Raw genomic sequence first — 21,721 nt, 5'->3', positions numbered from 1 at the left:
CAGCGAGCCATCTGAAGGAAAATCCGGCCTCTCTTGAATCGCCATCGGGACTGTGTTCTGGTGGAGTTCGGGACGGCAAGTGATCATCCGTCAGTCCCCTTTGCCAGCAATCTCGTCCGGATCCAGCCGGAGGTTTCAGGTGTCAATCGGCATTGAAAGCGGAGCGAGCGCGCGCCACCCTCGATGGGAGAACGTGTCCGAGGCCGAGTGGAGCGATCCGCGATGGCAGATGACACACCGGCTGCGGCGCCCATCGCAGTTGCGTGAGGTCATCAAGCTCACCGAGGACGAGGAGGTGGCGCTCGGCGGGGACGACCTGTTCCGCGTCGACATCACCCCGTACTTCCTCAGCCTCCTCGACGGGGACGACCCGAACTGCCCGCTGCGGCGCCAGGTCATCCCCAGCTCACGGGAAATGGAGGCCTTCGACGGAAGGCTTCCCGACGCGAACTCGGAAGTCGAACACGAGCCGGTGCGCGGGATCATTCACAAATATCCCGACCGGCTGGTGATGCTGGTGACGAGTTCCTGCACGTCGTACTGCCGGTACTGCACCCGGAGCCGGTTTGTCGGCGACGGGAAGCAGAACTACAGCCACTCGGACTGGGCGGAACAACTCCGTTATATCCGGGACTCGCCGCAGGTGCGCGATGTGCTGATCACCGGCGGAGATCCACTGTCCATGGCGCGGAACCGGCTGGCCGAAATCATCACCGAACTCCGTGCGATTCCGCATGTCGAGATCATCCGGGTGGGCACCCGCGCCCCGGTGTTCAACCCCTTTGTCGTGGACGACGACCTGTGTGAACTCCTCAAGGAGAATCACCCGGTCTGGTTGAACATCCACGTCAACCACCCGTACGAGCTCACCCCCGAACTGGCCCGTGCCTGCGGCCGCCTGCTCGGCGCCGGTGTGCCCCTGGGCGCGCAGACGGTGCTGCTCGCGGGGATCAACGACAGCGTCGAGGTGCAGCGCCGGCTGTGCACCGAACTCGTCCGGATGCGTGTACGTCCCTACTACCTGTACCAGTGCGACTCGGTGCGGGGTGCGGGGCACTTCCGGACGAGCGTCACCAAGGGCATCGAGATCATCGAAGGTCTGCGCGGCCACATCAGCGGCTTCGCGGTCCCGACCTATGTGGTCGACAGCCCCGGTGGCGGCGGCAAGATCCCGGTGGGTCCGAACTATCTGCTCAGCCTGTCACCGGAGCGGGCGGTCCTGCGCAACTGGGCCGGCGAGGTCTCCGAGTACCACGGACCGTCGGGGTACCGGTCGGGCACGACTCCGCCGCTGCGCGGGCCGAAGCCGCACCGCGCGGACACCGACGTCCCCACGGTGTCGGACCGGCTGTCCGCCCCGCAGACGCCGGACGGCGACGCGGAGGGCTTCGAGGTATGAGCTCGGTGCACTCCGCTCCCCTCCAGGCGCGCGACGACGGGGCCCGGCACTCCGTCGACGCGGTGCTCGCGGCCACCCTGGTGGTGCTCGAACGGTACGGGAACCAGGACCAGTTGGTGGTGGACGTAACCGTCACCCCGGCGGCGGACACGGAGCCCGGGACCGCACCGGTGCACCGCGTCGTCGTGGACTGCTCCCCCTCGTCCACCTTCGCGCAGCTGCGCTCCGCCGTCGCCGACCAGCTCCCGGTCCAGCGGCCCACGGGCCGCTGGACCGTCCGGCTCGCCGGCACCGACGCCCTCGACCCGGGCTCCCGGCCCGCCGCCCAGGGGGCGTTCACTCTGCGGCACGACGCCGGTCCCGCGGTCGAGCTCCAGCACCCGCACGCCTCCGCTCCCGTGCTCCGCGAGGCGGTCGCCCGTGTACTCGCCGCCGGGACGGCCGACCCCGGGCAGGAGCTGGCCGCGCTCCCCGTGCTCTCCCCCGCCGACGCCGATGTCCAGCGGCAGTGGCTCACGGGTGAGCCGTCCTCGGTACCGGCGGAGACCACGATCCACGAGCTCATACGGACCGCGGCCCGCCGGCACCCGGAGCGGCTCGCGGCGGCCTGCGCGGCGGAGAGCCTCACCTACGGGGAACTCGTGGAGCGCTCCGAGCGCGTGGCCGGGGCCCTGCTGGCCCAGGATGTCGCGCGGGGCGAGATCGTGGCCGTGGTCGCCGAGCGGTCGTGCGCGGTGCTCACCGCGGCCCTCGGGGTGCTCAGCGCGGGCGGCGCGTTCTTCCTGCTCGACCCGAGCCTGCCGGCGGCCCGACGGGAACAGCTCCTCGCGGCGGCCGGGGTGCGGCTGGTCGTCACCACCCGGGCCGGGCGGGCCGCGCTCACGGCGGACCGCACCGCCCTCGTCCTCGAAGACCTGGGGCCGGCCGAGGCGAACGGGGACCTCCCGCGGCTGTACGGCGACGATCTCGCGTACTTGATGTTCACCTCCGGCTCCCGGGGCGAGCCGAAGGGCGTCCTGGTCCGCCACGGGTCGTTCGTCAACCGTCAGCAGTGGCTCATCGACCACCTCGGCCTCGGCCCGGACGATGTGTCGCTCGGGCGGACGGCGCTGTCGTTCGACCCCGCCGTCTGCGAGATGTTCCGGCTGCTGCCGGTCGGGGGGCGGGTCTGGTTCCTGCCCACCGGCCACGAACGGGACCCGGCGCGGGTGCTCGACGCCATCGAGCGCCAACGCGTCACCGTCGTCGACCTGGTGCCGTCCCCCCTGCGCAGTCTGCTGGAGCATGTGGCCGCGCTCGGGCTCCACTCCTCGGTGTCGTCGCTGCGCTGGGTGCTGGCCGGGGCGGAGTCCCTGCACCCCTGGCTGGCCGAACTGTTCGAGGAGGTCGTCGGCAGCCGCGGGGACGCCCATCTGCTCAACGGATGGGGCGCGACCGAGGTCTGCGTCGATGTCACCTCGTTCGACTGCTCGGCGGCCGGACCGGTCGGTGAGCCGGTGCCCGTCGGCCGGCCGATCCCGGGGGTCGGGATCGCCGTGCTCGACCGCCACGGCCGGTTCACACCGCTCGGGGTGCCGGGCGAGCTCTTCGTCCGCGGCCGCTGCCTCGCCGCCGGGTACCTCAACGACGCCGAGCTGACCGAGGAACGCTTTGTGCGGCGCCCGGTCGCGGGGACGGAGTTGCTCTACCACAGCGGGGACCGGGTCCGGTGGCGCGCCGACGGGAACCTGGAGTTCCTGGGGCGGCTCGATGACGAGCTGTCGGTCCGTGGCCAGCGGATCGCCCCCGCCGAGATCGAGGCCGTGCTGCGCCGCCATCCCGGCGTGGACGACGCCCTCGTCCGCACCGTGGGCGGTGGCCCGTCGGCAGCGGAGGGCGGCGAGCGGCTGATCGCCTGGGTGACCCACGACGCGTCCTCCGACCGGCCCGATCCGCACGAACTGCGGTCGCACCTGGGGGAGTTGCTGCCGTCCACCATGGTCCCCGAGGTCGTCCATGTCCTGGACGCCTTCCCGCGGACCGTGCACGACAAGATCGACGTCAAGGCCCTTCCGACGGCGCCGCCGGCGTCTCCGGCACCCCCGCCACTTCCGGACGGTTCGTCGGCCGAGCCGCTCAACTCCCCCTCCGGGCCGGTCGAGGACACCCTCGCCGCCCTGTGGCGCGACGTGCTGAACGGTGCGGCGATCGGCCCGGACGAGGACCTGATCGCGCGGGGCGCCACCTCGCTGGACGCCGCGCGTGTGGCCACCCGTGCGGCGGCGGGCCTGTGCGGCCGGCTGGACGTGATCACCATCTTCGCGCACCCCACGCTCCGTGCCCAGGCCGGTGTGATCCAGGGCTGTGACCACGCCTCGTGCCGGGTCGCCCGGCTCGAACCCACACCACCCGCCGAGACCGCCCCGGCGTCCCACAGCCAGCTCCGCCACTGGCTCACCAGCCGCCGCGACGCCACGTCTTCGGCGTACAACATCGCGGTCGGCATCGAGCTGGCCGAGACCCCCGACCCCGCCGTCCTGCGCACGGCGCTGGACGACCTCACGGTCCGGCACGAGATCCTGCGCACCACGTTCGCGCTTCAGGACGGCGAGCTGGTCCAGCGCATCCTGCCTCCTCGCCCCGGCTGGGTGCCGGTGGAGGTCGGTGCGACGGCCGATCCGTCCCGGCATCTGCGCGCGGTGAGCGAGCGGCCGTTCGACACCGAGGCCGGACCGCTGCTGCGGCTCGGCCTGATCACCCCGGCCGCTGCGGAGGAGACGCCGGACCGGGGAACCGTGCTGTACCTGGTGATCCACCATCTGATCAGCGACACCTGGTCGCTGACCCTCCTGCTCACCGAACTGGCCGCCCGGTGCCGCGCCCTGGCCGCCGGGGACGCCCCGGCCGAACTGCCGCCCGCCCGCCTCCAGTACCGCGACTACGCCGCCTGGGAACACGCGCGGCTGGCCGGACCCGCGGGCGAGCGGATGCGCGACTTCTGGAGCGAGCGGCTGGCCGGACCGCTGCCGGCCCTCGGCCTCCCGCTGGACGCCCCGCGGGGCTCCGCGAAGACGCCCGGGGCCGATGTGCAGCGCTTCGCGCTGGACCCCGCCGTCACCGACGCGCTGCGGTCGTGGGCCGGGCAGCACCGGGCGACGATGTTCATGGCCCTGCTCACCGCGACCTCCGTGTGGCTGCACCGGCTGACCGGGCAGCAGGACCTGGTCATCGGTACCCCGGTGGCCGGACGCCCGCACCTCGACCTGGAGGACGTCCTCGGCTCCTTCGTCAACAGCGTGGCGCTGCGGATGGCCGTGGACCCGGACGCGTCGCCCGAGGAACTCCTCGCGCACGCCCGGTCGACCGCCCTGGACGCGTTCGCCCACGAGGAATACCCCCTCGACCTCGTCGTCCGGGACCTCGGCCTGGTGCGCGAGCCGGGACGCTCGCCGCTCTTCGACGTGATGCTGGTCCTGCAGAACGCGCCCGGGGCCCGGACGGAATCCGTGTGGGGAGAGCCCCGCGCCCGCCGGGTCGATGTCGACCGCGGCGCCGGCAAGCTCGACATGATCGTCACCTTCGTCGAGGACGAGGACGGACTGCACGGCGAGATCGAGTACGACTCCCACCTCTTCGCGAGCACGACGATCGAGCAGTGGCTCACCGGGCTGTCGCGCCTCATCGCCGCCCTCCCGGAGTCCGGCGGCGCGACCGCCGCCACCGTGGCCCGCTCGGCCTTCGAGGCCCCGACGGCCCCGGCCCTGCTGCACACGGCGGTGGAGCGGCACGCCCGGCTCACCCCCGAGCGCCCCGCGGTGGTGTGCGAGGACCGGGTCCTCACCTACGGGGAGCTCAACGGCCGCGCGAACCGGCTGGCCCGGCGGCTGCGCGACGAGTTCGGCGTACGGCCCGGACAGCTCGTCAGCTACGCGGTCGAGCGCTCCGAGCGGGTGCCGGTCATCCAGCTCGCGGTCCTCAAGGCGGGCGGCGCCTTCCTCGGCATCGACCCCACCCATCCCGGGGCACGCAGCCGGGCCGTGCTCGACGACGCCGAGCCGGTCCTGCTGGTGGTCGACACGCACCCGCACGGCCTGTTCGCGGAGGGCGCGGAGGGGCTCCCGGTGCTCGCCCTCGATGACGCACCCGAACCGTCCGACGACGACGCGTCGGCCGACCTCCCCCCGGTCGCCGGCCCGGAGGACGCCGCGTACGTCATCTACACCTCGGGCAGCACCGGAACGCCCAAGGGTGTCGTGGTGGAGCACCGGAACGCCGTCGCGCTCCTGTGGGCCGGCGGCTGGCCGTTCGAGTTCCGGGACGACGACGTCTGGACGTCGACGCACTCATTCGCGTTCGACTTCTCCGTCTGGGAACTCCATATGCCGCTCGCCCGCGGCGCCCGGGTCGTGATCGTTCCCGAGGCCACCCGCCGGGACCCGCGGCAACTGCTCCCGCTCCTGGTGCGGGAGCGGGTGACCGTGCTGTCGCAGGTCCCCAGCACCTTCGAGCGCGCGGTGGACGAAATCGACCGCCGCCCGGAACTGGCGCCGGCCTCCCTGCGCTACGTGATCTTCGGCGGCGAGCCCATCAACCCCGGGGCCGTCCGGCGCTTCGCCGGACACCTGCCCGGAGTGGATGTGGTCAACGGCTACGGCATCACCGAGACCACCGTCCTCACCACCTTCAAACGGCTCGACGCCGCCGAAGTGCCCGCGCCGTCGGACGCGCAGAACATCGGCCGCCCGATCGGGACCATGAGCGTGGAACTGCTGGACCCGGACGGACAGCCGGTGCCCGACGGCGGCGTCGGGGAGATCGTCATCAGCGGGCCCGCGGTGGCCCGTGGCTATCTGGGCCGGCCCGAGGAGACCGCCCGGGTCTTCGGGACGCATCCGGCCGGCCCCGGCGACGGCCACGACGGCCACCGGTCCCGGCGGTGGTACCGCTCCGGAGACCTCGCCCGGCGCCTGCCCTCCGGTGACCTGGTGTTCGTCGGACGGCGGGACCGCCAGGTCAAGATCCGCGGATACCGGGTGGAGCTCGAAGAGGTCCGCTCCGCGATCCTGGGCACAGGGCTCCTGACCGGCGACGCGGTGACCGACGTCCGGACGGGACCCGCCGACGCCCCGGCCGTCGTGGCCTATGTCGGCCACCGCGACCGGGAGCAACTCCCCGCCCTGCGCGAGCGGTTGCGGGAGCTGCTGCCCGCGCCCATGATTCCCGCCGCGTTCGTCACCGTCGACGACTGGCCGACCACGGACAACGGGAAGGCGGACCTGGACGCGCTCCGCTCCCGGTACGCAGCCGCTCCGCAGCTGCCTGCCGAGGACGCGCCGGAGCCGGCAGCGGACCAGGGAGACCCGGACGGTGCGTCCGGCACGGTGGCCGCGCTGGGGGCGCTCTGGGGCGAGCTGCTCGGCCGGTCCGGCCTCGGGCCCGACGACAACTTCTTCACCGTCGGCGGCCATTCCCTGCTGGCCGTGGCGCTGGTGACCCGGGTGGAGGAGGAACTGGGCGTCGTCCTCGGCCTGGAGGACGTGCTGACGTACGCCACGCTCGCCCGCCAGGCGGAGCTGATCGACGCCCGCCGCACACCGGCGGAGGACCGGCCCGCCACCGGGCCGAGCGCCGTCCCCGCGGCCCCGGACGCCGACAGCTACCCGCTGTCGCCCGCGCAGTCGGAGTTCTGGCTGCTCGACCAGTTCCGGGCTGCGGACACCCCCGCGGCGCTGCCCGAGGTCCTGGACCTGGGGACGCCGTGGGACCCCGAGGCCGACCGGGCGACGTTCACCGGGCTCGTCGAGGCCTTCGAGATCCTGCGCACCGACTTCCCGCTGGAGGGCGCGGCCCCCCGGCAGCGGGTCCGTCCGCACGGCCATCCGGACGCGCTGCGGCTGACCGACCTGTCCCGCTCCCCCTCGGCCGAGGACCTGCGCAAACTCCTTGACGAGGAGGCGGCCCGGCCGCTGGATCTCACCGCGGGCCCGCTGTTCCGGCTGCATCTGGTCCGGCGGCCCGAGGCGTCGACCCTCGCCCTGGTCACCGCCCACCACATCGTGTGGGACGGCATGTCCTGCGATGTCCTCACCCGTTGGTGGCAGCAGGACAGGGAGGCGCAGCGTGCCGGGAACGGCGGCCCGCGGCGTCCGGCGCGTCAGTTCCGCGATATCGCCGCGCACCATCTCGACCACCTCAAGAGCCCGGAGGGACGCGCCGAACTCGCGTGGTGGACGGGCCGGTTGTCCGGGATCGACCGCTCCCGGCTCGATCTCACGCCCCTGGGCATCGGCCACCGGTCCGGGCCCCGGGACTTCCTCGGGCGCCGCCACTGGGTGACCGTGGACGCCCGCCGGACCCGCGCGTTGCAGGCCCTGTGCGCGGACACCGGCGCGACCCTGTTCGCCGGTCTGCACGCGGTCGTCAAGGCGTTTCTCTTCGCCCTGACCCGGCAGACCGACTGCGTGGTGATGTCGCCGGTGTCGCTGCGGGACGGGCGGGCGCACGAGGAGCAGCTCGGCCCGTTGATCAACACCGTCGCGGTCCGCGACCACCTCGCGCCGCGCGAGTCGTTCCGCGAACTGCTGGACTCCGTACGGCGGTCGGTGCTCGACGCGCTCGCGCACCGGCGGATTCCGCCGGGCGACATCGGCCGGGCGCTGGGACTGGACGCCGACGCGCCGCTCGCCGACATCGGTCTGACCCTCCAGCCCCGGGCCGGCACCACCGGCGACACCACCGATGTCCCGCGGACGGACGTGGTCTTCGGCGCCCACACCGCGCTGTGGTTCGACATCACCGAGCGGGCGGACACCCTGCACGTCGAGATCGTGGCGCCGCGGGCCCGCCTCGACGACGACACCCTCGCCGAACTCGGGAGTGCCTTCCTCCGCATCGTGGGGACGCTCCTCGATCACGCCGACGACCCCCTGGAACGGGCCGTGGGCGCCCGGCCGGCGACAACCCCGGCCCCCCTGACCATCGAGCTGCGCTACTGAGCGCTGATCCCCCGGGACGGGCGCGAACCCGTCCCCGCTGAAAGGAGCAGAGGTGGACACTCAGGAAGTACCGCCGGTTCAGCAACAGCATCAGCCGGCCGACCACGAGGTCTGGCGGCACCTCTACCGCCAGCAGACGGATCTGGTGCCGCTGGCCGCGCCGGACATCTACCTGGAGGGGCTGGAACTGCTCGGCCTCACGGAAGACCACGTGCCCGATCTCGACGAGGTGAACGAGCGCGTCCGCGCCGTCACCGGCTGGACGTTCGTCGCGGTGGACGGCCTCGTGAAGGGGGCCGACTTCTTCGACATGCTCCTGAACCGGCGGTTCCCGGTGACGAATCAGATGCGCAGGCCCGAGGAGATCCGCTTCGCCGAACTGCCCGATCTGTTCCACGACTTGTTCGGCCACGGCCCCTTCCTGGCCCACCCGCGCACGGCGGACCTGTACCAGGAGTTCGGCCGGATCGGGGTCCGGTGCACCGAGCACCCCGAGGAGCTGGCACTGCTCCAGAGCATCATGTGGACCACTCTGGAGGCCGGTCTGATACGGACACCTGACGGGCTCCGGGCGCTGGGCGGCGCCATTCTGTCCTCGGCCGACGAGATCCAGCAGTGCCTCCACGTGACATCCACGGTCGAGGCCTTCGACCCGGAGGTGGTGCGGCGCACGACCTTCGACATCCTCCAGCTCCAGAAGCGGTACTTCGTCGTCGAGGACCTGGAGGAGATCGAGTCGGCACTGGCCGCCGTGGACACCCTGCTCACCGAGGGAGAGCGCGCATGACGACGCCGCAGAAGACCCCCGGATACTTCCTCCGCGGCGATGTCGAGGTCGAGCCGCTGGTCGACCGCTGGTATGCCTGGGTGCACCTGGTCTCGCCGGCGACGGCCGCGTTCGTCACCATCGAGCGTCATCTGCGGATGATGGAGTCCTACGTCCGCTCCCCGGCCATGCACGCCGCCGCGGCGGCGAACCCGGCGACGCGCAGCGGCCCGTTCCTCGACCTCGGCGGCGCCAAGGTCGCCGAGGTCCAGGCGCTGCTGGACGCGACGCGCGCCAAGGCGAAGCGCCAGCAGGACTTCGTGTCGGCGTTCGGCGAGCTCGACACGCTCCTGGAGAGCATGACCGGCGGTGCGCTGGAACCGCTGTACCCCTCCGTCCCGGCCGCGCTCAAGGGCCTGGTGGAGCTGGAGTACGACCGGCACAACCGGGCGCGTTGCCGGCTCTACGAACGACTGCTGCACGCCGACCCGTTGGCCGACCCGTCGGGGCAGTGCCTGCGCCTGGTGCGTACGGACCGGGACGGCGACCGCCCGTTCGCGTTCTCCACGCCGCGCCTGCCCGTGGTGGAGGACCCGGACGACGCCGACGGCGCGGCCTGGAACGGCGCCGTGGAACTCGACGTGCCCTTCGCCACCCCGGCGCTCGACACCCTGTTCCGGGCCCGTACCGAACCCGTCGATCCGGACGCGCTCGCCGGACAACTGGGCCTGGACACCGGCGCCCGGCGCCGCTTCCGTGAGCTGTTCACCACCACGCCGCCGCGGACACCGGCCGAACGCGAGGCCGCGCAGGCCGGGCGGGACGGGCTGCGGGTGACCTACTTCGGGCACGCCTGTGTGCTGTTGCAGGACGGCGATGTCAGCGTCCTCGTCGACCCCGTGATCCCGTACGACCACGAGTCCGACGTGCCGCGCCTGTCCTTCGCGGACCTGCCCGACCGGATCGACTACGTACTGATCACCCACGCCCACCACGATCACGTGCTGCCCGAGACCCTGCTCCAGATCCGGCACAAGGTGGGTACGGTCATCGTGCCCGGCAACGACGGTGGCGGGCTCATGGACCCCTCGCTGCGCCTGGTCGTCGAGCAGCTGGGCTTCCCCGATGTCCGTGAGGTGCAGGACCTCGATGTCGTGCCGCTCCCCGACGGGGCGATCACCGCGATGCCGTTCGTCGGCGAGCACCACGACCTGGCGATCCGGTCGAAGTCCACGTACCACGTCCGGCTCGGCGGCCGGTCGGTGCTGCTGGGGGCCGACACCGCCAACGTGAACCCGGCGCTGTACGACCGGGTGCGCGAGGTCGTCGGCGACATCGATGTGCTGTTCATGGGCATGGAGTGCGAGGGCGCGCCGGCGAGCTGGGTCTACGCCCCGTACTTCGCCCATCCGCTCGACCGGGACCACGACCAGAGCCGGCGGGGGCGCGCGTCCACGTGCGCGGAGGCCCTCGATGTGGTCGAGCGCTTCCACAGCTCGGAGGTCTACGTGTACGCGATGGGCGAGGAGCCCTGGCTCTATCCCCTGCTGGGCATCCCCTACACCGATGAGTCCCTCGCCATCCGGGAGGCCAAGCGGCTGGTCGAGACCTGCCGCGAGCAGGGCCGCCACTCCGAGCGGCTCTACGGTGCGAAGCGTTGGAGCGTGTCGTGAGCATCTCCCGTATCGAGGCCCTCCAGGGCCCGGACCATCAACAGCAGCGCGCCGCCTGGCTGGCGGCCATGCCGTCCGCCGAGGACGCCCTGCACTGGGCCGACACCGTCGTCACCGCCGGGACGGCCGCCCCGGGGACGCGGCGCCGTGTCACCCTCGCGCCGGAGACCCGGCGAAAGGTCTCCGCGGTGAGTGGTGGTCAGACGCTGGGCGACTTCGTCGTCCTGCTCTCCGCCCTCGTGGCCGTGGTCCAGCGCACCTCGGCGCACGACGTGGTGTGGCTGTCCACCCCCCTGCTCCGCGGGGTCGACAGCCCCTACGGGCACGACGACCGGGTGCCGCTGGTCTTCCGCCCGGAGCGGCGGGGCAGCTTCAAGTCGCTGCTGGAGCACGTCCGCCATCAGGTCGCCACCTCGTACGCGGTCCAGGGCTTCCCCGTCCGCGATCTGTGGGCGCAGGCGGACGGACCGGCGGACACCGGTCTGGTGGTCGCCGAGGCCGGGCTGCACGAGGCGGTGCCGGCCGACGACACCTCCGAGCTGGTGATCAGGATCGATGCGGCCGAGGGCGGCTTCGAGGTCGAGGACCGGCACGGCCGGTTCCCGGTCTGGTTCGCCGACCATGTCGTGGGGCTGGTCGAAAAGGTGCTGGACCACCTCGACGAAACCGGTGTCGCGGTGGCCGACATGGACCTGCTCGACGACGACGAGATCCTCCACCAGCTCGACACCCTCACCGCCACCGATGTCCCGGCCCACACCCTGGACGACTCGCTGGCGACCCGGTTCCGGGCGGTGGCCGCCGCGGCTCCCGACGCCCCCGCGCTGATCACCGGCGGCCGGACCGTGAACTACGGCCAACTCCTGTCCCGCGCCGAGCAGTTCGCCCGCCATCTGCGGGACGACCTGAGTCTGGCCGAGGGCGAAGCGGTGGCCGTCCTCGTCTCGCGTACCGAGGACACCCTGGTGGCACTCTGGGGATGCCTGCTCGCCGGGACCGCGTATGTCCCGGTCGATCCACAGGCCCCGGCGGACCGCATCGCGCAGATCGCCGAGTCAGCGAAGGCCAAGACCCTGGCGCTGCACTCCGGCCTGCTGCACCGCCTCACCGATCTGCCGACGCTCGCCGTGTGCTGTCTGGACCTGCAATTCCCGGCGGACACGGCGACGGCGTCAGCGGCCGAACCGGACTGGGCGGCGCCACGGGGCGGTGACGCCGCCGCGGTGATCACGACCTCGGGCTCGGGCGGGACCCCGCGCACGATCGTCCTCGACCACGCCGGCGTGGTGAACGTCGCGCTCGACCATGTGACGGAACTCGGCCTCGGCCCGGACGACCGCTACCTGGCGTTCATGGCGCTCTCGTTCGACGGCGCGCTGCTCGACATCGTGATGACGCACCTCGCCGGTGCGGCGCTGGTGCTCCCCGACGAGCAGGAGCTGGCCGATCCGCGCCGCCTCGAAGAGCTGATGGCCGGGCACTCCGTCACGGCGACCACCATGACGCCCTCCTATCTGAGCGCCCTGGACCCGCAGCGGCTGACGGACCTCCGGGTGCTGATCTCGGCGGCGGAGCCGGCGATCACGGCGGACCTGAGGGCGTACGCGGCGCGCGGCGTCGCGGTGTACAACGGCTACGGCCCGACCGAGGCCTGTGTGAACACCACGCTGCACCGGGTGGACCCGGAGCGTGAGTACCAGAGTGTGCCGCTCGGCCGTCCGCGGGCGAACATGCAGGTCTACATCCTGGACCAGGACCGGAATCTGCTGCCCCGGCACGTCATCGGCGAGATCGCGATCTCCGGGCGCGGGGTGGCGTCCGGGTACGTCGGGGACCCGGAGCAGAGCGCCCGCCGGTTCGTCCCGCACCCCTTCCGCCCGGACGGCGGCGTGCTGCACCTCTCCGGCGACCTCGGCGGCTGGGACGAGAACGGGGAGCTGGTCTTCGCCGGCCGCCGGGACCAGCAGGTGAAGATCCGTGGTTTCCGGGTGGAACCCACCGAGATCGAGAACGCGCTGCGCACCCACGACCGCGTGGAGGATGCCGTCGTGGTCGCGGATTCGGGGCGCGGGGTGCTCGTGGCCTTCGTCCGCGAACCGGGCGGGCACGGTCCGGAGCACGACGCGGTGCCGGTGCGCGAACTCTCCGACCACCTCGCCAAGTCGCTTCCCCCATACATGATCCCGAGCGCGGTGCACGGCATCGACGCCTTCCCCACCACCGAGCACGGCAAGGTGGACCGGCGCGCCCTGATGGCGCTGCACGAGCGGCGGATGGCCGAGCGCCCGGTCGGCCGGCCGGCGAACCCACTGGAATCGCGCCTGGTGGAGGTGTGGGCGAAGGTCCTCGGGATGTCCGCGATCGACGCCGAGGACGACTTCTTCCAGCTCGGCGGTGACTCGATCCGGCTGATCCAGGCCGTACAGGCCGCGGAGCAGGCCGGGATCGGCGTGCGTACCAGCGACATCATCGAGCACCGGACGGTCCGGGCGCTGGCGCGCATGGTGGCCGAACGCGGCGACGACACCGGGCCCGTGGCGCCGGCCGCGAGCACGGCGATGCCCCTCACCCACGACGAGACACGGCAGTTGCCGGCGCGCTGCGAGGACGCCTACCCGCTGACGCACCTCCAGGAGCGGATGGTCGCGTGGTCCGCCGCACCGGACCTGCGGGTGCTGCACACCTACCGCTGCGTCGCGGGGTGGCGGCTGCGCGCCGGGGATCTGGACCTCGGCGTGCTGCGGCAGGCGCTGCGCGGTCTGGTCGAGCGGCACCGGTCGCTGCGCACCACCGTGGTCCGCGCGGCGGGCTCGGGGCGCCTGCTGCAGTGCGTGCTCCCTGCGGACACCACGGTCATCGACACCGCCGAAACCGGCCCGCAGGACGAGGCCGATACGGTGCTGAACGCCGTCGTGGAGGCCGATCTGGCCGCCCCGTTCGACACCGACGGCAGCGCGCCGTGGACCCGTTTCCACCTCGTCGTGCGCTCCGATACCGAGGTCGATGTCGTCATGTCCGCGCATCACGCCATGACGGACGGCTGGAGCGGAGTCCAGCTGCGGAACGAACTGCTGGCGGACTACGGGACGCTCCGCGACGGTGGCCGCCCGGACACCGCGGCGCCCGCGGTGGACTCCTACCGGGAGTTCGTCGCGCTGGAGCAGACACTCGCCAACGACCCGCAGGCGAAGGCCTTTTGGGCGGACACCTGCGCCACGCTCCCGGACGGTCTGACCGCCCCGCGGCGCCGGGAGTTCCGGCGTGTGGGCTACACGGAGGTCGTGGTGCCGCCGGAGCGGGTCGAGGCCATCCTCGCGGGTACCCGCAGCGAGGGCCTCTCGCCCAAGGCCCGCTGCCTGTCCGCGTTCACCGCCGCGCTCCACCGTCACCGCGGCGCACCGGAGCTGACGGTCGGCGTCGTCGCCAACGGCCGGTCGGAGCGGCTCACCGACCCGCTCGGCACCACCGGGCTGTTCTGGAACATCCTGCCCTTCCGCTCCCGTCGGGACGCCGATGGGCAGCCCCCCTCGGCGGCCACGGTCCAGGCCGGGCTGGAGGCGATGGAGCCCTATGCGGGGTTCCCGCTGGCCGGCCATGCCGCGGACGAGGAGGCGGTCGCGGGGTGGTTCAACTTCGTGCACTTCCACCACGCCCGCAACGCCGTCGACCGGCTGACCCTGGTCGAGGAGTGCATCGCCCTCGGTCAGCTCCACCACCCGGTGGTCCTCGCGGTGTCGCTCGAACCGGCGCCCGACGGCGCACCCCAGCTCATCGCCACCCTGGAGCACGACCTCGACCGGCTCGACGAGACCGCGGCCGAACAGCTGATGGCCCACTGGTCCGAGGAACTGTCCCGCCCGGCCACCGCCGCCCCGACCGCCCCCACCCCGACCGCCGACGCCCCGGGCCACAGCGTCGTGCCCGGCAATCCGGAGGAAATCCGTGACACTGTTCAGTCCTGAGCACTCCACGAGCCCCGACGACGCCCCCTGGTACGACGTCGTGGTCTGCGGTGGCGGACTCGCGGGCGCCACCTTCGCCCGCCATCTGCGCCGCAAGCAGCCCGACGCCTCGGTCCTGGTGATCGACGGCCAGACCTACCCGGTGCCGCTGGCGGCCCACAAGGTCGGCGAGTCCACGGTGGACATCGCCGGGTTCTACTTCTCCTCCGTCCTCGGGCTCGCCGACTACATGGCGGACAAGCACCTGCCCAAGCTGGGCCTGCGCTACTTCTTCGGCCGGGCCGGCGAACCGTTCGCGGACGCACCGGAGATCGGGCTGTCGGGCTTCCCCGGACGGAGCACGTACCAGATCGACCGCGGGGTCCTGGAGAACGACCTGTACACGATGAACTGCGAGGCCGGCGTCGAGATCGCCACCGGCAGCAAGGTCAGCGAGGTCGATCTGGGTCCCGGCCGGGACCCCCACCTGGTGCACTACGTCGACGGGGACGGCGTACCCCGGCGGGCACGCTGCCGCTGGGTGATCGACGCCATGGGGCGGGCCCGGTACCTCCAGCGCAAACTGGGGCTGCAGCGCGCCACCGAGGGCGAGTTCAACGCCGCTTGGTTCCGCGTCGCGGGCCGGCTGGACGTCGAGGACTTCGTGTCCGACGACAACACCGCATGGCACGAGCGGGTGCCGGGCCGCCGGCGCCGGCTCTCCACCGTCCACCTGATGGGCCCCGGCTACTGGGTCTGGCTGATCCCGCTCGGCTCCGGGAACACCAGCGTCGGCATCGTGACGTCCGGCGAGCTCCACGACATCGAGGGGATGAGCGACCTTCCCGGCGCCGTCGAGTGGCTGGAGCGCAATGAACCGGCCGTGGCGTCCGCGCTGGATCGACACGAGGTCCTCGACTTCCTCGCGGTCCGCGACTACAGCTACACCTCCAGCCAGGTGTTCTCGGCCGACCGCTGGGGCTGCGTGGGCGAGGCGGCGGCCTTCGCCGACCCGTTCTACTCCCCCGGCTCCAACATGATCGCCTTCGAGAACTCCGCGCTGATCGAGCTGATCGGCGAGGACGCCCGGGAGGAGCTGCGTCCGGAGCGGGTCGAGGAGCTGAGCCGTTTCGCGCTCGGTCAGAACGACTGGCTCGAATACAACATCCACAGCTCGTACTCGTACTTCGGCGAGCCGCTGATCATGTCGCTGTCCTTCCTCTGGGACACGCTGCTCTCCTGGACCACCGCGACCCCGCAGATCTACAACGGCATCTTCCTCGACGAGGAGAAGGCCGCCGCGGTGCGCGCCGCGACCCCGGGCCTGTATGCCCTGACGGTGCAGGTCAAGCGGCTGTTCAAGCAGTGGGAGAAGAAGGCGGGACGAGGCCGGGACTTCCGCTTCATCGACTACTACAAGATCCCGTTCCTCCGCGAGGCATACGAACGCAATCTCGTGGAGGGCAAGTCGGTGGCCGAACTCGTCGAAGACCACCGCCACTCCATGGCCGTGCTGGAAGAGGTGGCTCAGGCCATCTTCCTCATCGCCGTGGAGGACACCATGCCCGAGCGGCGGACGCACCTCGACGAGCACTCCTGGCTCAACGCCTGGGCGATCGGCCTGGACCCCGAGCGCTGGCGGGCCGACGGACTGTTCAAGCCCACGACCACGCCGCGGCCCCTTGACCGTGACCGGACCTACGCGACCCTCACGGCGCTGTTCGACGCCCCGTCCCCGGAGCCCGATACGGAACCGGCCGCGCTGCCGATCGAACTGCGGCTGTAGTTGTCCGGCCGGATGACGCCGTACCGGTCCGTGTCATCCGGCCGTTCCATGACCGCAGTGGTGCGCGCGTCCGACGCGCGGCGCCGAGCGCGACACCGAGGCAGGACACCGACGTATGACGCCGATGCCTGTGGCCGCCACCACGGGCATCGGCGCGGCCGCACCGCGGCTTGTCACGAACCGCAGATCTTCCCCGAGGAGTACCCATGATTTCGACGCCTCGTCCCTGGCACGACCTGTCCTTGATAGAGCGTCAGGCACGCGCGGCGCAGCAGGGCACCCGGCCCACATGGGATCTCTCGGAGGCCCTGTTGCGGGGCCTCCCCACATCGACGGGCCGCGTCGAGTTCCGTGCCGAGTCCTATCCCGATCCCCAGGGGCAGCGGGACCTCCGGCGCCGGATCGCGGCCCGGGAGAACGAGAAATACGGTCTGTCGCTGACCGAGGACCACATCGTGGTGACACACGGCGCCACCGAGGCGCTGTTCCTGCTCGCCCACACCTTCCTGGACCCCGGGGACCGGGTCGCCGTACAGGCGCCGAGTTTTCTCTTCTACCGGGAGATCCTGGAAAACCTCGGTGCCGGTCTCGTACCGCTGCATGCGGCGTCCGACGGCGCGCGCCCGGCACGGATGCGGTTGCTGCACAGCCCGTCGAACCCCGACGGTCTGGTCCTCGCCGAGGGCGCCCTGTCCCTGCATGCCGAGGCGGCCCGCGCCGACGGCGCACTGCTCGTCCTGGACCAGGTGTACGACGAGCTGATCGTCGGCGGTACGCGCCCCCAGGAGGAGCAGGCCCTGCTCGACAGCGGCCTGGTGGCGAAGGTGAACTCGGTGTCGAAGGCCTTCGGCTGCCCCGGCGTCCGCATCGGGTGGATCAGTACCTCGCCGGCCCTGGCCGAAGTGCTCACCGGTGTGGCCGAGCGGCTGCGCATGGGCCCGTCACTGGTGGCTCAGCACGCGGCGGCGGGCCTGCTGGAACACCCCGTGGACGGAAACCTCCCGTTGCTGGCCGAGCGCCGGGCCCTCGCCGTGGAGGCGCTCCCCGCGCTCGGCCTCTTCGAGGCGGCGGCGCCTCCGCCGGGCGGCCTGTTCCTCTGGCTCAAGCTGGCCGACCCGGACGTCAGCGCCCAGCAGTTCTGCGACCGCGCGCTGGCGGAGGCGGGCGTACGGCTGATGCCCGGCCTCGGCTTCTGGGAGGGCACGGACGACCGGGTACGCCTCTCGTTCGGTGCGACACCCGACTACCTCCGCACGGCACTCGACCGCCTCGGCCGGCTGACGGCCCCACCGCTGCGGTCCGGGGCCGACCTGACACCGGCCTGCGGCAGGGTCTGAGAACCGAACCGCCGCACGGGCCGGTCGGCGGCGTCGGCGCGTCGGCCCGTCTGCGGCCACGGAGCCTCAACAGATGCGGAATCATGGGGAGTTGTTGTTCAAAGTGCGCATGAAGGGACCTGTATGAACGCTCGCACAGCCGGAGTCACCCGACTGTGGAACGGGGCCGGGAGCAACCGGATGGGGCTCGACCGCGCCATCGCTCTCCTCGGTCCCCCAAGCCCCGGTCCCCTCGTTCCCGGTCCCCTCGGCCTCGGTGGTCTCGGTCTCGGCGCTGCCGACCGGTGGCCGGGGCGGTCACGACAGCAGGTCTCGCGATGACGACGTCCACGGTGCAGGCCCCACCCCGAAAAGGGCTGCGACACAACCGCGCCTTCCACATCTTCTGGGCCGGCGAGACCCTCTCCCTGTTCGGCGCCGAGGTCAGTCTTCTGGCGCTGCCGATGACCGCCCTCGTCGTACTCGGCGCCGACGCCGCCGACTTGGGCCTGCTGCGCTTCGCCGAGTACCTCCCGTTCCTCGCCCTGGCGCTCCCCTTGGGAGTCCTCGTCGACCGGCGACGGCGCCACCCTCTGCTGGTACTCGCCAACGCCGTCCGCGCCGTACTCGTCGGAGCCATCCCGGTCCTCGCGGCACTCGGGTGGCTGACCATGACCTGGCTGGTGGTGCTCGCCACCGGCATCGGCACGTTCACCGTGCTGTTCGACCTGGGCCTGATGGCCTATCTGCCGAAGCTCGTGGCCTCCGAGGACCTGCTGTCGGCCAACGGCCGGGTGTCCATGAGCCAGGCGTCGGCGGAGGTCGCGGGTCCGGGCCTGTTCGGACTGCTCGTCCACTGGCTCTCCGCGCCACTCTGCCTGGCCCTCGACGCCGCTTCCTACCTCGTCTCCGTCCTCTCCCTCGTGCTCGTCAAGCGACCGGAACCCGCCCCGGCCCGTGTGGTCGGTACCCCCTGGAAGGACCTCAAGGACGGGCTGCGCTTCCTCGTACGGTCACCGTTGCTGCGAGCGGTGACCCTGGCCGGGAGCCTCTACAACCTGGCGTGGGCCATCTTCCAGACCGCGTTCCTCGTCTACATGAACCGCATTCTCGGGTTCAACATCGGCGTCGTCCTCGCGGTGGGCGCGGCCGGTGGCGTGGCCGGAGCCGCCTGCACCCCCTGGCTCACCCGGCGCCTCCCCGTCGGCGTCACCTACCTCGCGGCCGCCGCTGCCACCACCGTGCCCGCCCTGCTCATCCCCGCTGTCTCAGGCCAGAAGACCGCCCTCGCGCTGAGCGTTTCCGCCCTTCTGGTGGTCATGAACGGCGGTCTTGCGATCTTCAGCGTCCTCACGGCGACGCTACGGCAGAGCGTCACCCCCGACGGACTGATGGGCCGGGTCGTGGCGGGCTACCGTGCCCTGGTGTTCGGCGGCATTTCCCTCGGCGGCCTGGTCACCGCCTGGCTCGGCGGTTTCGCCGGCCCACACGCCATCCTCTGGGTGGCCGGCCTCTTCTTCCTCACCGCCACGGCGCCGGTCCTGCTCTCCCCTGTCCCCCGCCTCCGCGCTTTCGACACGAAAGCCCGTGACGCGGACGACACCCTCTCCGCTCCCGAACGGGACGTCTCCGGATAGAACCCGGCGGTCGGCTCCGCCCTCCACCCACCTGCAGCGCCTGACGGCCGGGACCGCAGACGTCACCCGTCTGCCGCGGGACCGGCCGACAGCAGCGCACGGGCCGGGTGCTCTGCCCTGGTCCGGGTAGCTTTCGCCTCGTCGGGCCACGGCGGCCGCGAGGACAGCTCGCCGCCCCGCTAGCCGCGGCGGAGAGCGCTGTCCCTGGGTGCGTCGTCCCCCGCTCAGAAGAGTTCCTCAGCCGTGGATCTGACGATGCGGGCCTGCATATTGCGTTCCATCATGCGCAGGGCGGCCTCCGCGAGGTCCCGGTGGATATGGGCACAGGCGTCCTCGACCACGGTGACCCCGATGTGCCGGATATGGGCGTCGAGCGCCGAGTAGAGCACGCACTGTTCGGTTACCTGGCCGCAGAGCACGATCGTCTCGATGCCGTGCTGGCGCAGCAGATATTCCAGCGGCGTCTGGTAGAAGATCGAGTGCCGCGCCTTCACCACGAACAACGAATCCTCATCCGGCCGGACCGGTTCCACCAGGTCCGCGCGCGGGCCCCTGAGCACGGTGTCCAGCAGTTCGTCATGGTGCGAACGCCACAGCCCGAAATTGTCATTGACGTAGATGACGTCGGCGTCGCTGCGCCGGGCCCGTTCGAGCAGCGAGGTGAGACGCGGCAGGACCTCACACACCGAGGGCAGCAGCAGTTCGGCGTCCTCGTGCTCGTAGGCGTTGAGCATGTCGATCACGATGAGTGCGGTGGCGGGCATGGTGTGCCCCCTGGGCATCCTTGGTCAACTGCGCAGCAGCGGGGCGGGCGGGCTTCCGTCGGTACCCGGCCTTCCGTCCTCCGCCGTCCGCCGAGGCCGCCTCTCTCACTGTGGCGCGCGGCGGATGCGCCGTCCACCGCGCGCCACCCGCCGCCGGCCCGCCGGCCGTCCGGCCGTCCGGCCGTCCGGCCAGGATGCGGATGCCTCGACAGGTCCGCAGGCTGGAGGTAGGCGGCGCGAGGCCGGAGCCGGCCGGGTGCGGTCCGTACCGGGCGCGGGGCCCGCGCCGTGATGTCCTCGGACCAGGAGGCGACATGTCCAAGAACCGGAAGTCCTCGCGCTCGAAGACGGGCGAGGGACAGGAAAAAGTGCCACCGGCGAGCGAGGTGAAGAGCGAGACGAAGGGCGGTGAGCAGCGCGCCGCCGAGACCAAGGAGAAGGGCATGCGGGGCACCGGCACCAAGGGTCGCTCCGGCCGTCCGAGCGGCACCAGGGACGCGGAAGCGCACACCGGCGTGGACCCGCAGAACCCCTGACGCCTGAGAAACGCCCGAGGGAGGGGCGGAAAACCGCCGGCCTACGGGCACAGCGTCCAGGGCCGGCAGCACCGACACCGTTCTGTTGGCCGATCTGCTCTGTGGGTCGATCACGTTGTGTTGGTCAATCACGGAAGCAGCGATGACTTTCCGTGGATGGCGAGCGATGAGTCGTCCCGGCACGGGAGGCTCACCACCGTTATCGGCTATCGGCCAACGCAGGAGGAACCCGTGACTCAGCTCCTGAGAGTGCAGAACTTCAACGTCTCGCGTGACGGGATCGGTGCCGGTGAGGACCAGAGCCTGGAGAAACCCTTCGGCCACGTAGATCCCGGGCGGCTGTTCGCCTGGGCCGGCGCCACGGCGAGCTGGCCCATGCGCACCGCCCCCGGGGGAAGCCGGGGCCTCGACGACTACTTCACCCGGGACTACGCACGCAACATCGGCGCCGAGATCATGGGCCGCAATAAGTTCGGCCCCCAGCGCGGCCCCTGGCAGGACCACGAGTGGCGCGGCTGGTGGGGCGACGAACCCCCGTTCCACACCCCGGTGTTCGTCATGACCCACCACAAGCGCCCTTCGTTCACCCTCTCCGACACCACGTTCCACTTCGTCGGCGGCGACCCGGCCGCGGTACTCGAACAGGCACGGGCGGCGGCGCAGGGCAAGGACGTGCGACTCGGCGGCGGGGCCACCACCATCCGGCAGTTCCTCGACGCAGATCTCGTCGACACCCTGCATGTGGTGGTCTCGCCGCTGGAGCTGGGCTCCGGAGTACGGCTCTGGGAGTCACCCGATGAGCTGCTCGACCGTTTCCACCTGGACGTCGTGCCCAGCCCTAGCGGCGTGACACATCACCTGTTCTGGCGAAGGTGATCCGAGAGCCACCCCACACGGTCCGACGTACCGATAACGTGCCGGCCGGCGCC

Annotated in this window: 11 protein-coding genes; 10 read left to right on the top strand and 1 reads right to left on the bottom strand. The window is 71.7% G+C overall.

Annotated elements, in window-relative coordinates; genetic code table 11:
- Window positions 1–193 precede the first annotated feature (193 nt).
- From ACFW5B_RS12850 to ACFW5B_RS12815, 8 genes are all read left to right on the top strand, one after another.
- On the top strand, window positions 194–1,399 hold the full coding sequence (locus ACFW5B_RS12850) for a KamA family radical SAM protein (protein WP_386437603.1): 1,206 nt from the start codon (window positions 194–196) through the stop codon (window positions 1,397–1,399).
- Window positions 1,396–8,373, top strand: a complete 6,978-nt coding sequence (locus ACFW5B_RS12845; protein ID WP_386437600.1) for an amino acid adenylation domain-containing protein — start codon at window positions 1,396–1,398, stop codon at window positions 8,371–8,373. Before ACFW5B_RS12850 ends, ACFW5B_RS12845 begins: the two co-directional genes overlap by 4 nt.
- Before the next feature lie 52 nt (window positions 8,374–8,425).
- Complete coding sequence (locus tag ACFW5B_RS12840) at window positions 8,426–9,160, top strand: hypothetical protein (RefSeq protein ID WP_386437597.1); 735 nt, start codon at window positions 8,426–8,428, stop codon at window positions 9,158–9,160.
- Window positions 9,157–10,812, top strand: a complete 1,656-nt coding sequence (locus ACFW5B_RS12835; RefSeq protein ID WP_386437594.1) for an MBL fold metallo-hydrolase — start codon at window positions 9,157–9,159, stop codon at window positions 10,810–10,812. The genes ACFW5B_RS12840 and ACFW5B_RS12835 overlap by 4 nt, the downstream gene beginning before the upstream one ends.
- The gene (locus ACFW5B_RS12830; protein ID WP_386437591.1) at window positions 10,809–14,774 is read left to right on the top strand and encodes an amino acid adenylation domain-containing protein; all 3,966 of its coding nucleotides are present in this window, start codon (window positions 10,809–10,811) and stop codon (window positions 14,772–14,774) included. Before ACFW5B_RS12835 ends, ACFW5B_RS12830 begins: the two co-directional genes overlap by 4 nt.
- Window positions 14,755–16,539: an NAD(P)/FAD-dependent oxidoreductase gene (locus ACFW5B_RS12825; protein WP_386437588.1), complete on the top strand. Its 1,785-nt coding sequence runs from the start codon at window positions 14,755–14,757 to the stop codon at window positions 16,537–16,539. The genes ACFW5B_RS12830 and ACFW5B_RS12825 overlap by 20 nt, the downstream gene beginning before the upstream one ends.
- 206 nt (window positions 16,540–16,745) lie before the next feature.
- Window positions 16,746–17,876, top strand: a complete 1,131-nt coding sequence (locus tag ACFW5B_RS12820) for a pyridoxal phosphate-dependent aminotransferase (RefSeq protein ID WP_386437586.1) — start codon at window positions 16,746–16,748, stop codon at window positions 17,874–17,876.
- A 317-nt stretch (window positions 17,877–18,193) separates the two neighbouring features.
- A complete protein-coding gene (locus tag ACFW5B_RS12815) occupies window positions 18,194–19,492 on the top strand; it encodes an MFS transporter (protein ID WP_386437583.1) in 1,299 nt (432 codons plus the stop codon).
- Between the two features lie 224 nt (window positions 19,493–19,716).
- On the opposite strand, the gene ACFW5B_RS12810 is transcribed toward ACFW5B_RS12815, so the two are convergent.
- Window positions 19,717–20,256, bottom strand: coding sequence for a cysteine hydrolase family protein (locus ACFW5B_RS12810; protein ID WP_386437580.1), 540 nt, complete (start codon window positions 20,254–20,256; stop codon window positions 19,717–19,719).
- Between the two features lie 314 nt (window positions 20,257–20,570).
- Here ACFW5B_RS12810 and ACFW5B_RS12805 point away from each other — a divergent pair, with 314 nt between their 5' ends.
- Together ACFW5B_RS12805 and ACFW5B_RS12800 are read left to right on the top strand one after the other, a co-directional pair.
- On the top strand, window positions 20,571–20,792 hold the full coding sequence (locus tag ACFW5B_RS12805; protein WP_386437577.1) for a hypothetical protein: 222 nt from the start codon (window positions 20,571–20,573) through the stop codon (window positions 20,790–20,792).
- Between the two features lie 231 nt (window positions 20,793–21,023).
- Entirely contained in the window at window positions 21,024–21,668 is a 645-nt protein-coding gene (locus ACFW5B_RS12800) for a dihydrofolate reductase family protein (protein ID WP_386437574.1), read from the top strand.
- The last annotated feature ends 53 nt before the right edge of the window (window positions 21,669–21,721 follow it).

Origin of the sequence: Streptomyces sp. NPDC058773 (assembly GCF_042746015.1) — a bacterium.
In the GTDB taxonomy this organism is placed as follows: Bacteria; Actinomycetota; Actinomycetes; order Streptomycetales; family Streptomycetaceae; genus Streptomyces.
The sequence above is the reverse complement of the archived record's forward strand: the minus strand, read 5'-3'. Positions and strand labels throughout refer to the sequence as shown.